This window comes from Paenibacillus catalpae, assembly GCF_900112695.1.
Classification (GTDB): Bacteria; Bacillota; Bacilli; order Paenibacillales; family Paenibacillaceae; genus Pristimantibacillus; species Pristimantibacillus catalpae.
Genome location: NZ_FOMT01000002.1, coordinates 610,527 through 623,936, shown reverse-complemented (window position 1 = coordinate 623,936; position 13,410 = coordinate 610,527). Strand labels below are relative to the sequence as shown.

Here is a 13,410-nt window from a genome sequence, read left to right as displayed (position 1 = left end):
GCCGATAGTCGGCAGTCTTTGAGCGGTCAATTCCGGAAGGATCAGTTTCTGGCATTAAAATCGACGTCGTGTTACTAGCTGGAATGAATGGTGATCGTCAGTTCTTCCTTGAACCCAACCCTTTGATAAACCTTTCGTCCCATCGGGGTTGCATGGATAACCGCCAGCTTCGCGCCTTTTTGTTGTACGACATCTAATGCATGTGTTAGCACCGCTTGAGCCATTCCTCTAGAGCGGTAGGCTTCTACCGTTGCAATGCTATAGATTCCTGCGACATCGCCATCGATAAAGGTACTGAGCGTAGTCACAGGCACGCCGTCCAAGTAAGCAATATAATGTTGAATCATGGACGAATTCTGACTGGGGCCATCTACAAACACTTTGCAAAAAATATCTGCCATCGGCTCTGGAATGCTAAATCCGGCCAGAATGGTCTTTCTATAGTCCTCCAACTCTTGAGGTTCCCGTACAGGTCGAACCTCAAGACCCGGTATTTCCGGTAAATCCAACCGCCATCCATCCAGATCAAGTCCCAAGCCGAAAAGCACGTCGCTCTGCTTCAAATCATTAGCTGCAAGTGCTTGATTAACGACTTCATCAGGCTTGTGAGAGTAAGTCAGCCAACGCAATTTCTGGCCGCGATTATGGTACATTGACTTAATGGCTTTGATTTCTTCTATAAGGTCGATCCCTTCAGAATGCTCATAGTTAACTACACTATTGAATAATTCAAAAGGGACATCAGATTCAAAGCGTTGTGTGCGATCCGTTTTAATAAAGGTGAGCAGCTGACTGAGTTCGCCTAGTCTTTCATAAGCGCGAATTAAGTTATTAACGATTAGATTTTGCATTGACGACAATTCAATCTCCTCCACCATTTCTTTTTCCAAACATAAGTGCCAAGTAATTGTAATGTAACCCCTCGATCGGCCACCGCTGTGGTTCGAGCTTCACCAATTAGACAAAAAACGTAAATGATCTATATGCATACATTAGACCACTGGACAAACTTTGTAAAGTGTATACATAACAAAAAAAGTACCCAACCTTGCAAGGAAGCAAAGTTGAGCACGTGCAATAAAGATATTCAGAACCTCATTTTTATCATGAATAATAAGAAGTATATAACTGGTAACCCTACGATGGCAGATAGTACGGTTATTACAGTTTGTACTTTCTTTTTATCTCGTATTACAAATAATAAAGACTTATAAACTACGATACCAATCCATCCACCTAAACCATTTAGAATGATATCATCAATATCTGCTGCTCCAATGCCTAATAGCCCTTGAATGACTTCAACAAATAAACTTACCATACATATAAACAACAGATTGATTATTACTTTTTTATTGCTCTTAAATAATGCCACATATACACCAAGGGGAATAAAAATAAGTATATTGCCAACCACATTACCAAAAGCGAATTGTTTTAAGTTAGCAGAGCTGCCGGATATAAATTCACTTATGCTATTGAAAGGAATGAGATTAATTGATCTAACTAAAGTCCTTTGGCTGTTAAATAGCTCCGAAATCGATACTCTCGATAAGAATAATATTTTAATTAACAAAAATAGGTAACAGATGAAAACACCATATAAAAAGACTATTTTAATTCGTTCACGATTGCTCATACAATATCTCCTTTTTTCACCCTTCGCAATTTTTTCTTAACTACCTCAGTTTAATATGATCCTCCCGTTTATTCCATATAAGTTATTAGCTATCCTACCCACACGTTTAACAACAAGACAGCTGCCTATTGATTATCCGCAGCTGTCTGTTGTGTCTTATGGAATACGCAATAGTAATCGGTTCCTATGCTTGGCGCACTAAAAAAGAGTCACAAACAAAATCCCACTCCTTTGACGAAGCGGGATTTAAATGAAATCGGTTATATCCATCCATCATCGGTAAATCATTCTACTAATGGTGACAACTCACTTTCCGTTACCCACATATGATTTTTTACCGGTGCTCCGCCAGTTGTTGGTGTGTAATCAACCATGTACACAGTAGTTTTCTCAGCAGATACAATCTCACCTGCTGCTCCCTTCATCCCAGGCATATGATCAGCATCAAGGATAACTTGAGCACCTGGTTGTAGATCCTTTTCCCCCGCGTCTTTTATTTCTTGTTGAATTACCCATTTATGATCGTTCACTTTTTCCCCGCCATTTGTAGGCGTATAATCCACCACATACGCTGTTGTTTTATATGCTCCAACAATCGTTGCCGTTGCACCTTTCATCCCTGGCATGTGATCATCTTGTATAACTGCTTGACTTCCAGGTTTATAGGTAGGGTTTATTTCCTCTTTTAAACCTGCGGGTACTTCACCCGAACCGGAATGGTTCATTTCGGAATGTTCCATATTGGAATTCACCGCGTTTTTTCCACATGCGCTTAATACTGCAAGCATTACGATTGCAATCATGATTAATATCGTTGTTCTTTTCATTTTAAGCTAGCCTCCTAGTGATTATCAGATTAATAATTAAGACAAGTACCAGTTACTTTGCGTAACTCTTCAATTGTTAAACGTTGCACGAATTTCGAAAACTTCTCTTTCTTTTTGCCCTGCTCTTGAAAAACCTTAATCAGGCCAGTAACAACGGGAATGACTTGATCTTCAGGAAGGCTAGAAACGAATAGCTGTCCAAGACGGGCTTTTATCCCCTTAGCTTCGCCACCGACATATACATCGTAAACTTTATTCATTTTGATCACTGAGATATCTTTTAGCAAAGGTTCGCTCGTACCAAGTGCACATCCGGCAAATCCGATTTTTAATGGACTTGGTACCTCTTTTCCGGCAACAGCCTGATCCAACCTTTTCGCCAGATTTAAACCAGCGTCTTCAGCTCCCCTGCAAAAATTGCAGGCAATTAAGTTCTTGGTATAGAATCCTGCTGGTTGAATGTCCAAACCTGTCAGCCTTAATTGGTCTTGTACGGCTTCGAATAGGTTTTCGTCCAATTCCACATACAATTGCTTAAAAGTGGTTAGTTCAATCTTAGCATCAGCACCCACTATGGAACCAAGCATAGCGAGTTGTTCAGGCTTAAAGAGAGAGCCGCCTTCCTCGAAGCCCGGAGAAACTGCAAACTTCTTGTACCCCAATCTATCCACGCTCCCTCTTATAATTTTACCCGTTGCAAACGGAGTGCATTAAGCACTACAGACACGGAGCTGAAGGCCATCGCCGCCCCTGCTAGCCACGGAGCCAAGAAGCCGGCTGCTGCAATCGGGATGCCGATCACGTTATAAGTGAGTGCCCAGAAAAGATTCTGCTTTATATTGGTCATCGTTTTCTGGCTCATCAAGATAGCATCCGGAATGCTGTTCAAGTCACCACGCATCAGCGTCACATCAGCTGCTTCCATAGCCACGTCGGTACCCGTACCAATGGCCATACCAACATCGGCTGTTGCCAGTGCAGGGGCATCGTTGATGCCGTCGCCAACCATGGCTACTTTTTTGCCTGCCTGCTGCAGCTTCCTTATTTCTACTGCCTTGCCTTCTGGCAAAACCTCCGCAAGCACATGCTCAATTCCAACCTGATTGGCAATTGCCTTTGCTGTTCGTTCATTGTCACCAGTAATCATGATCACCTCAAGCCCCATCTCTTTCAGCCGCTCAACTGCACGCTTTGAGCTATCCTTGATGGTATCGGCAACGGCAACTAGACCGGAATAATGACCGTCAATGGCAACCAGCATTGCCGTTTTTCCCAACTCTTCCAGCACAGACATTTGATCAATGGCCGTATCTACCTGTATCTGATTATGGGCCATCCATTTACGTGTTCCGATAAGCACCTCTTTCCCACTCACAACTGAACGAATGCCAAATCCCGGAATTGCTTCGAATGCTTCAGGTTCTAAGAAAGCGATGTTTCGTTCCCGTACACCAGTAACGATGGCTTCCGCAAGCGGATGTTCTGAGTTTTTCTCGGCAGAGGCTATGAAAGCAAGAAACTCTTCCTCTGGAATGGATGAAGCAACGATTACGTCTGTAAGTTCAGGTTTGCCTTTTGTCACTGTTCCTGTTTTGTCCAATACAATTGTGGTTAATTTCTGTGTTGATTCCAGATGTTCTCCACTCTTAAACAAGATACCAAATTCTGCGGCGCGACCAGACCCCGCCATTATTGAAGTTGGGGTGGCTAAACCAAGTGCGCATGGGCATGCAATTACAAGTATCGCAATAGCCTTTTCAAGAGCTCCGGCGAAATCGTTAGGATCAATTATAAAAATCCATACCAGGAAAGTGGCGACTGCAATTCCGACGACAATTGGCACAAAAGTACCTGATATCACATCAGCTATACGTTGGATTGGGGCTTTTAATCCTTGTGCCTGCTCAACAACTTTAATAATTTGAGCAAGAGCCGTTTCTTTCCCGACCCTTTCCGCTTGAATCCGAAGCATACCGTTTTTATTGATTGTTGCCCCGTTTACAAAATCGTCCTTCTTTTTGCTGATTGGCATGCTTTCACCAGTGAGCATAGATTCATCCACCGTGGAGGAGCCTTCCAATACAATGCCGTCAACTGGTACTTTTTCGCCGGGCTTTACGATGATAACATCACCCACGGCCACGTCATCAATTGGAATAACGACTTCCTGCCCTTCTCGAATCACTAAAGCTGTTTTCGCTTGCAGGCCCATTAACGATTTTATCGCTTCCGATGACCGGCCTTTTGCTAAAGCTTCGAACAACTTTCCAAGGACGATTAGCGTAATGAGTACCGCGCTGGTCTCATAATACATGGCTGGCGTGTGATGAGCATGTGTTTCGTTGGACCAATCTATCGTCAAATACAAACTGTAGAAATAGGCTGCAGATGTACCAAGGGCCACAAGCACATCCATATTGGCGCTTCCTCCGCGAAGCGCTTTATATGCACCCATATAAAAAGTACGACCAATGATAAATTGAACTGGAGTAGCTAGCAGCAGTTGGAACCAAGGGTTCATAAACAAATCCGGCACCCAGATCCAAGACGTAAATGAAAAATGTCCAACCATCGCCCAAAGCAGCGGCAGCGATAAGACCGCCGACAACAAGAACCTTTTTCGCTGCGCTTTAATTTCTTTTTTTCGATGGTCTTCTGTCCCTTGCTGCTCCTGTTTAACTTTTGCCGTATATCCGATCTTCTCTACTTTTTTCATGATATCCAAAGTGGATACTTCTGCCGGCAAATATTCGACCCGAGCTGTTTCTAAAGCCAGGTTTACGGTCGCATTCGTTACGCCAGCCATTTTGTTAAGCCCCTTCTCAATTCGCGCAGCACACGCTGCGCAAGTCATGCCGCCAATGTCAAAATCAACAGCTTCTTTTACAGTATCGTAGCCGATATCCTGGATTTTCTTCTCAATTAGAGGGAGGCTCACTTTATCCGGATTGTAGGTCACAGACGCTTTTTCAAGAGCAAAGTTTACATTTGCCCCGGTAACTCCCTCCATTTTATTTAAACCTTTCTCTATTCGATTTGCACATGCTGCGCATGTCATGCCTGTTATTTGCAATGTTGCCTGCTTGTTTTGCTGTGCTTCAGTGCTTTGCATCATTTTATCACCCTTATTCATATATACCCCATGGGGGTATTAAAATTTGTGAAAAAAAGGGCCACCAGCGTGGCCAGATTATTTAACCCACAACGTCATACCCTTGTTCTTCAATCGCTGTTTTAATATCACCCATGGACAATTTATTTTCGTCATATTCCACGGTCACTTTGTTATTTGACAGATCTACAAGAGCAGAACCTCCGATTTCTTTGATCACTTTCTCAATAGAATTCACACAATGTTGACAAGACATTCCGTTAACATTCATTATTACTTGTTTCATTGATAATCCCTCCAAGTCAAATTATTTCATTAATTTATTTACCGTAATCAATAGCTCGTCAATGACTTCATTTTCCCCAGCCTGAATACGCTCCACCACGCAACTTTTCATATGGCCCTCGAGCAGCAGTTTTCCTACACCGTTTAAAGCCGACTGAATTGCAGCGATTTGATTCAACACATCATCACAATAAGTATCGCGTTCGATCATGGCTTTCACTCCGCGAATTTGTCCTTCAATTCGATTTAACCGAGAGATTAAACTCCCCTTCATTTTATCCGAATGATGACTCTTTCTTTCGTTATCTGAAGAGCAGCAGACATCATTGATTTCGTTCATTGCAGCTTCCTTTTGGTTTGCCAAAATGATCACCTCGCAATTGAACTATACAATACCCCCCTAGAGTATGTCAATTGAATAATTGTATTTCTTTTAAAAATAGGCTTAACGGCTGGTGAGAGAAAATAATACTACCTTCATAATTTCTTATTCAATAACGCAAAAGTCCCCGCACCGAAGCTCCTTCGGTACAGGGACGTGATTATTAATTAGTCGCCGCTTTGGCTGAGGCATTGTCGGCTACTTGCCCAGATTTTCGCTCCACGCCTCAATGAGTGCGTTAACGCTCCGATTGAGCGTTGTCTTTGCTTGATTCGAAATCTCTTCCTGCTGCTTCTCTTTATTCAGCTGCTTCAGCAAATTCTCCAGATGCTTGATCCCCTGCTTCCAGTCCGGCTTCTTCTTGCTGACCGCATCGGCTGCATGATCAAGCTCCTTATCCAGCTGCTTCCGGGTCTTCTCGTCTAACTGTCCGGCTGAGCCAAACCAATCCAGCAGCTTGCCGATGGCAGGAGCATGAATAGGGGCAGGCAGAACCGTGAAATTATCGTAGCTCGTTTCATTCATGAATGTCCGCATGCCGACCTTGCCGTGCGTGAATGGACTGCCGCTAGTATCTGTATAGTCGATAACCGGCTTGCTCATATCATCGACATACACTTGAATGCGGGTACCCTGTGCAACGACTTTCATATGCTTCCATTCGCCTGTCTTCACCTCGAGCGGCACCCCTGTCAAATAGGTCCAGCTGTAATTCAGCTTGCCGAGATGAACGCCCTGATTGTTCAGGTACGCGACATATCCTTGCACGAAGTTCGCATTGTTCTGATTCAATTCTTTGCCGTGAGCCGGGTTATTCACACGGAACAGAATGCCTCCGTCACCAGAATCGCTAATCAGCTTGATATCGGACTCTATGCTGTAATCCGACCAATTGGCATCCCCGATCGTTGTCTTCGCGAAGCTGCCGACTGCTGCCTGATATTCGCCTGTATGAACAACCTTCGGTTCGACCGGATTCTGATGAATCCGTATTCCTTGGAAGTCGAATTCACCTTTCACGGTTTCTACCTTCAAGGTATGTGCGCCCGCCGGGAGATAGATGCCTTGCTTTGTTGTTGTCGCCCAGTTCTCCCAGGTGACGGAATTCGGAATATCGACTTCACCGGTTAGATCGGTTGCGCCGTCGAGCCACAGCCGGACCTTCGCGCCGTCCGTCGATGTAGCGGTCACGAAATCGACGTTGTACACGCCAGCCTCGGCAATATCTACGTTGTAGGCCAGCCATTCGCCGGTAGCGTTCCACCCCACATTGTAGCTGCCGCCCGCATTCCGGCGGATATCGACCGAATCATTTCGGTATTCCGTACCGATGTTAGCCGGAGTCAGATCATGGTAGCCCGATCCTTCGCCGCCTGCCTTATAATCAGCAGCCTGGATAAATCCGGGCAGCACGTGCGGCTTATCGAATTGGGTGAGCGACAGTCTTGTCATGTCAAACTCGCCTTTGACAATTTCGACCTTCAGTTCATGATCGCCGGCCGGCAGCAGGATACCGGATTTCGTCACCGATTTCCACTTATTCCAGTCGCCGGAAGCAGGAACGCTCAGTACGCCTGTCAAATCAGTCGTGTCATCCAGCCATAGCCGGACTTGTGCATCCGTGAACGTTGTAGCTGCCCACAAGTCGAGATCGTACAGTCCCTCTTCCGCGACGCGGATGTTGTACTTCAGCCATTCGCCTGTTTGATTCCAGCCTACGATCTGATCGCCCGATGCAGCGGAGCGAATGTCGACCTTATCGCTGCGGTATTTGCCCCCAATGTTCGCAGGAGTCAAATCATAGTAGCCTACGCCTTCACCGCCGGGCTTGTAATGCTCGGCTTCGATGACACCGGGTACTGGTATCGGCTGATCCATCCTCGTCAGCGCTATACCTGCAAAATCAAATTCTCCGCGGACCGTCTCGGCTTTCAGCGTATGCTTGCCTGCCGGCAGTGTAACACCGGATTTGAGCACCACATTCCAGATGTTCCAGTCACCGGTCTTCGGAATGTCCACGATGCCGGTAAGATCCGTCGTATCGTCCAGCCAAAGCCGGATCTGACCTCCATCCAGCGTAGTAGCCACTTTGAATTCTGCGTTATAGGATCCGGCTTCCGCTACGTCAATGTTAAACTTCAGCCATTCGCCCGTCTGGTTCCAGCCTACGTTGTAACCGCCGCCGGCCGGATTGGAACGAATGTCGACCGAATCTCCCCGGTACTGGCCGCCGATGTTTTCGAGTGTATTCTCATGATAACCGACACCTTCGCCGCCGGAGATATAGTGGACCGTACCAATCGCACCCGGGATCGGATGATAAGCGTCGTAAGGCTGCTCCTCCTCGGCAATGTCGCTCTTCACGCTCCAGAAACCTTCATACCGTTTCCAGCCGTCATCCTGGCCGTCATCGAAGTTCTCATAAAGAACCGGAACGTCCGCGTGCCGGTGGAACGTCAGCTTATCCAGCGAGATAGTGCCCGATACGGCTGCGACCTTCAAGGTATGCACACCTGCCGGCAGTTCTACCCCGTTCAGCTGTGCGGTTTGCCATCCTGCATCAGCAGCGTCATTAACTCCTGCCAGCTCAAACTCGCCAAGCGGCTGTCCACCATCCAGAGTGAGCTGTACCTTGCTGCCCAGGGCTGCTTCCGCATAAGAAAGATCGATATCGTATTTGCCTGTTTCCGAGATGTTCAGCCGGTATTGCAGCCATTCGCCATTCTCGAAAGCGGTGATATGTGAGGTGCCGTCGTCTGCTTTGCCCGTATCCATGCCTTCTCCGCGGTAATCGCCGATTGTATCCGGCGTCTGGTCATGATACCCGACTCCTTCACCGCCTGACAGGTAATGAACGGCCTCGACTTGGCCTGGAACCGGTTTCGCGGCGTCAAAATCGCTGCTGCCGTTCACGTCGTTGCTGAAAGCGGCATAACCGAAATTCGCCTTCGCATTCTCCGTGACGTAACCGATGCTGCCGCCGCCAAGCATCACGCTGCGCGTCTGCTTCAGCATGCCGTCGACGTAGATCTTGAACGTATCTCCTGCTTTCTCAACCCGGATATTGTGCAGCTTCGTATAATCGTACCCTTCCGGCAGCGGGCTCGCCACCCATCCCAGATCAGCACCGTTCACCCGGAACTGCGTCTGCAGCGAATTGCTCGACGGATCTAACAGCGCTGTGCCGAAATCGTTATCGCCCTTGTAGGAGAATACGACTCCAAGCCGCGGGCTGCCGGTATTGCTCAACTCAGCCAGCTGCAGGTTAAATTCTGCCGTATAGCTGCTGCCGGCCGCAGAAGTGGTCACCAGTCTGCTAGTACCGGCGGTTTGCTGCCGAAGATAGCCGGAATCAACGCTCCAGCTGCCACCGTCCGCATTCGTCCACGCCGGGCTGAGTTCCGCGCCATTGAACCGGTCCTCGAAATCCGGCATCTCCGGATCCGGCTGCTCAGTTGTCGTCGGTCCTAGCACCGACATTTTATCCCCGTTGAACACGATCCGGTCCATCCCCATATGCCGAAGAGGTCCGACAATGCCCGGTCCTTCGAGATTATGGTAGATGATATAGCGGGCATCCAGGTTCGGGCCAACGACGACCGTATTATGGCCGAGACCGACTGTCGGACCTTCCGTACTGATCAGAATCGGGTTATCCGCATCACGCACGAATCCCGTGAGCGGGTTTGTGCTGACCGCGTAGTCGACCCGATAGCCTTTGCTGAATACATGGTTGCCGGTATACGTCATATAGTATTTTCCGTTGCGCTTGAACATTGTAGAACCTTCCGTCCAACCGTTCATGCTTGCACCTGTATTGACGCTGTTGCCGATCGTCGTCGGCGTAGGCATCGCAGCCGCGAGAATTCCCGCTCCGTTCGCATGATAGAAATACCACTTGCCATCATCGTCAATGAAGACGTTGCCATCGATCGAATGGCCCAAATTGCCCGTCTGCACCGTGAACGGACCGGTCGGGCTCTCGCTGCGCAGCACGTAATGACCATTACCGGCAGGAGAGGTATACATGTAGAAATATCCGTTCCAATAAACGACTTCGGGAGCGTAGGCTCCCTTCGTGACCGGATCGGTTGCGGCCAATCCTCCATAGCTCCAGTTGACAAGGTCTGGCGAGCTCCACACTTTGACCCCGATATCAGTATCTCTCGTGCTCACATACAAATAATAGGTACCGTTAAACTTCAGCACATAAGGGTCGCCAAGTCCATATTGTCCCCATTCGTCTGGCAGCGATGCCGGATTCTTATAGGCGAATGCCGCCTGAGGGGCAATCAAGAGCAGCACACATAGAATAGCCATTAAACTTCGTTTCAACATCAAACTTATCACCTCATCGAATTAATTAAAGCGCTTTCATTAATGACTGTTCGTGATGATTTCCCCCTTACACCACCGTTATCTCATCACCTCATTTTATCCAATTAATCTAATATATCGAGAGTATATCGGCATTTTCCAGGCAAAGTCAACAGTTTGTTTCAAATATATTGAATTATTCAATGAAATTTTTGCGTTTTCAGTTTTTAATACAATATTATTGTAACAATTAAACAGTTTTCCATGCTATCGCTTTTGTCGTCGGATGACAAGACTAATGCAACATAAATGATAAGAACTTTAGCACATGCTCACTTTGCTGCCGGCCGCTGTTATAATAAAAAAAACCGCAAGCATTATGAATCCTGCTTACGGCTTTCGTTTATATGGTATTCTTACTGCTGATGAGATTCTAGATCGTTCAAAGTAGGATAGTCCGTATAGCCTGCACTCCCGGTGCCAGAGTATAGTGTAGTGTGTTCAACTTCATTCAAGGGAGCTTCTTTTTTTAGACGTTCTACTAAATCCGGATTAGCTAATGACCAGACACCAACTGGTACCATGTCAGCAATGCCATTATCAATATCTATACTAATATCTTTTAGTGCTCTTCCAGCTCGATTGACCAATAATGGATTTTCCCATATTGAACGGATTTCACGAAGAAGTGTTTCATTCCCTAAATGCATAACGTGTAGATATGCTAAATTAAACTGGGATAATTCTCTAACAAGGTGGAGATAAAGTTCATAACTTTGTTCGCCTTCATCAATCCCGCCAAGAGGGGTTCCTGGAGAAATACGGAAGCCTGTTTTATCCCCTCCAATTTCGTCGACGATTGCTTTCGTTACTTCAATAGCAAAGCGAACACGATTCTCTATAGATCCTCCATATTTATCAGTTCGTCTATTAGAATTCTCTCCAAAGAATTGATTTATTAAATAGCCATTGGCTCCATGAATTTCAACACCATCAGCCCCTGCTTCAATAGCCGCAACTGCTGCTTTTCGGAAGTCCGAAATTGTCGTTTGAATATCCTTTTCACTTAACGCACGTGGAACAGGGATTTCCTGCTTCCCTTTAGCAGTAAACATTTCTAATCCAGGTGCAATTGCTGAAGGTGCAACCGCTTGACGATGATGCGTGGTATTATCAGGATGTGACATACGACCAACATGCATCAACTGGATAAACATGTATCCACCTGCAGCATGAACAGCATCAGTAACTTTTTTCCAGCCTTCAATTTGCTTTTCAGTATAGATACCAGGTGAATTCAAGTAACCTTGGCCATCTTCTGAAGGCTGTGTACCTTCACTAATAATTAATCCCATTGATGCTCTTTGAGAATAATAAAGGGCGCTTAGCTCGCCTGGTGTACCATCATCTTGCGCTCTACTACGTGTCATTGGCGCCATCGCTAAACGATGCGGCAATTCCAAATTTCCGATCTTTGTCTTGCTCCACAATTTATCCATTTTCAAACTCCCCTTAAATTATTTATGAGTTCAGTCATTGTTCCTCGCGACCTTTGGCGAATCGGTCCGACTAGTTCTTTGTCAATACCGCCCCGATGCACCGGCTATCAGTACAGTATTGCTTGCTAGACCCTATTTTAGGTGGGGGTATAACGCAGCTACACCAAAGGCAAGCCCACTTTGGACTTTGCGACTCACATCATCCGCAATAATTTCAAAATTGTCAGATTCAATACCATCGATTGCAGCTTTTGCTACGTCTATAGGGTTTACTTTTGGAACCTCTAATCCCGATGTCATGTCTGTCTCCATAAAGCCAACATGTAATCCAGCTACTCGGATATTTTGAGGATACAGATTTATACGTAGGTCATTCGTCAATGCCCATTCTGCAGCTTTCGCAGACGTATAAGCGCCAACAGTTCCCGAACTATACCAAGATAATACAGAAAGTATATTCAGAATCGAGCCACCGCCGTTATTTGCCAAAATCGGTGCAAAAGAATGAATCATGGAAAGTGTGCCAAAGAAATGTGTGTCAAATTCCAAATGGATTTGTTCTAGATCTCCTTCAAGTAAAGAAGCACCTGTAGACGATCCCGCGTTGTTAATTAAAATAGTCACATCCTTAGCGGCCTTAGCAGCTTCAACCACCTCTTGAGGGTTTGTGATATCCAGTTTCACAGGTATTACACCCGGAATATCAATGGACTCTGGATTTCTGGCTGCAGCATAAACCTTTGCCCCTCTGGATAGAAGTTCAAGCGTAAGATAACGTCCAAGACCTCGGTTGGCACCCGTGACAAATGCGACTTGTTCAGAAACTTTCATGTTAGTTGCTCCTTTTATTCTTTAGTTAAGATTTTTGGTATAAATTTGGAGGAGGGGTGTTTCGGTACTTGAGAATGATCATTCTACAATCAACAAAAAAAATGAATCTCTTCATGTATTAGAACTTAATTTCTCAATGATATTAGAAACCAAACGTGTCTTACAAACTTCTCCGATGAATTCCCATATGCTCAACTAGATCCGACAGAGAAGTCTTTTCATAACCCTATTCCCAAAAAAGCTTCATCGTTGCCCCGAGTCGAGTAGCCAAAGCACGCGCGGATTTACTACCACTAACCGTCACAAACAGTCCTTGTTACTTCGCGTAAGGTATGGCAATCTGCCCCAAGCCCCCCGTTCCTCCAGAGATAAATAATTTACTGTCTTGTCGAGCACCTAAAACATCTAATGCCTGGATGATCGTCAAAGCAGACAATGGTACGGCCGCTGCTTCTTTAAAGGAAAGATTATTCGACATTTTAGCCACAATAGTTGCCTCTACTGCGACATATTCCGCA

Annotated in this window: 11 protein-coding genes and 1 pseudogene; all 12 read right to left on the bottom strand. The window is 45.9% G+C overall.

Going from position 1 to position 13,410, the window contains the following annotated elements; all coding sequences use genetic code 11:
* Window positions 1-74: 74 nt before the first annotated feature.
* Complete coding sequence (locus tag BM200_RS10485) at window positions 75-851, bottom strand: GNAT family N-acetyltransferase (RefSeq protein WP_245773008.1); 777 nt, start codon at window positions 849-851, stop codon at window positions 75-77.
* Between the two features lie 236 nt (window positions 852-1,087).
* On the bottom strand, window positions 1,088-1,639 hold the full coding sequence (locus BM200_RS10480; RefSeq protein WP_091184786.1) for a VanZ family protein: 552 nt from the start codon (window positions 1,637-1,639) through the stop codon (window positions 1,088-1,090).
* 284 nt (window positions 1,640-1,923) lie between these two features.
* On the bottom strand, window positions 1,924-2,466 hold the full coding sequence (locus BM200_RS10475; RefSeq protein ID WP_091184783.1) for a YdhK family protein: 543 nt from the start codon (window positions 2,464-2,466) through the stop codon (window positions 1,924-1,926).
* 29 nt (window positions 2,467-2,495) lie between these two features.
* Window positions 2,496-3,128, bottom strand: coding sequence for an NAD(P)/FAD-dependent oxidoreductase (locus BM200_RS10470; RefSeq protein WP_091184781.1), 633 nt, complete (start codon window positions 3,126-3,128; stop codon window positions 2,496-2,498).
* A gap of 17 nt (window positions 3,129-3,145) precedes the next feature.
* The gene (locus tag BM200_RS10465) at window positions 3,146-5,578 is read right to left on the bottom strand and encodes a heavy metal translocating P-type ATPase (protein ID WP_091186254.1); all 2,433 of its coding nucleotides are present in this window, start codon (window positions 5,576-5,578) and stop codon (window positions 3,146-3,148) included.
* 82 nt (window positions 5,579-5,660) lie between these two features.
* Window positions 5,661-5,864, bottom strand: a complete 204-nt coding sequence (locus BM200_RS10460; RefSeq protein ID WP_091184779.1) for a copper ion binding protein — start codon at window positions 5,862-5,864, stop codon at window positions 5,661-5,663.
* Window positions 5,865-5,885: 21 nt separating this feature from the next.
* A complete protein-coding gene (locus BM200_RS10455) occupies window positions 5,886-6,203 on the bottom strand; it encodes a metal-sensitive transcriptional regulator (protein ID WP_091186252.1) in 318 nt (105 codons plus the stop codon).
* A gap of 240 nt (window positions 6,204-6,443) precedes the next feature.
* Complete coding sequence (locus BM200_RS10450) at window positions 6,444-10,583, bottom strand: carbohydrate-binding protein (protein ID WP_091184777.1); 4,140 nt, start codon at window positions 10,581-10,583, stop codon at window positions 6,444-6,446.
* A 395-nt stretch (window positions 10,584-10,978) separates the two neighbouring features.
* The gene (locus BM200_RS10445; protein WP_091184774.1) at window positions 10,979-12,061 is read right to left on the bottom strand and encodes an alkene reductase; all 1,083 of its coding nucleotides are present in this window, start codon (window positions 12,059-12,061) and stop codon (window positions 10,979-10,981) included.
* 132 nt (window positions 12,062-12,193) lie between these two features.
* Window positions 12,194-12,892: an SDR family oxidoreductase gene (locus BM200_RS10440; protein WP_091184772.1), complete on the bottom strand. Its 699-nt coding sequence runs from the start codon at window positions 12,890-12,892 to the stop codon at window positions 12,194-12,196.
* 163 nt (window positions 12,893-13,055) lie between these two features.
* Window positions 13,056-13,139 (bottom strand): annotated as a pseudogene (locus BM200_RS30345) (TetR family transcriptional regulator); the annotation flags it as partial.
* A 69-nt stretch (window positions 13,140-13,208) separates the two neighbouring features.
* Window positions 13,209-13,379 carry a hypothetical protein gene (locus BM200_RS29990; protein ID WP_175532827.1) on the bottom strand — a complete coding sequence of 57 codons (171 nt, stop codon included), beginning with the start codon at window positions 13,377-13,379 and terminating at the stop codon, window positions 13,209-13,211.
* Between the last annotated feature and the right edge of the window lie 31 nt (window positions 13,380-13,410).

What these genes read in the sequence shown, in the direction of transcription:
- BM200_RS10485 (WP_245773008.1), bottom strand. Translation starts at nt 851, where the DNA reads ATGCAAAATCTAATCGTTAATAACTTAATTCGCGCTTATGAAAGACTA.
- BM200_RS10455 (WP_091186252.1), bottom strand. Translation starts at nt 6,203, where the DNA reads ATGAACGAAATCAATGATGTCTGCTGCTCTTCAGATAACGAAAGAAAG.
- BM200_RS10440 (WP_091184772.1), bottom strand. Translation starts at nt 12,892, where the DNA reads ATGAAAGTTTCTGAACAAGTCGCATTTGTCACGGGTGCCAACCGAGGT.
- BM200_RS10460 (WP_091184779.1), bottom strand. Translation starts at nt 5,864, where the DNA reads ATGAAACAAGTAATAATGAATGTTAACGGAATGTCTTGTCAACATTGT.
- BM200_RS10450 (WP_091184777.1), bottom strand. Translation starts at nt 10,583, where the DNA reads ATGTTGAAACGAAGTTTAATGGCTATTCTATGTGTGCTGCTCTTGATT.
- BM200_RS10475 (WP_091184783.1), bottom strand. Translation starts at nt 2,466, where the DNA reads ATGAAAAGAACAACGATATTAATCATGATTGCAATCGTAATGCTTGCA.
- BM200_RS10465 (WP_091186254.1), bottom strand. Translation starts at nt 5,578, where the DNA reads ATGCAAAGCACTGAAGCACAGCAAAACAAGCAGGCAACATTGCAAATA.
- BM200_RS10445 (WP_091184774.1), bottom strand. Translation starts at nt 12,061, where the DNA reads ATGGATAAATTGTGGAGCAAGACAAAGATCGGAAATTTGGAATTGCCG.
- BM200_RS10480 (WP_091184786.1), bottom strand. Translation starts at nt 1,639, where the DNA reads ATGAGCAATCGTGAACGAATTAAAATAGTCTTTTTATATGGTGTTTTC.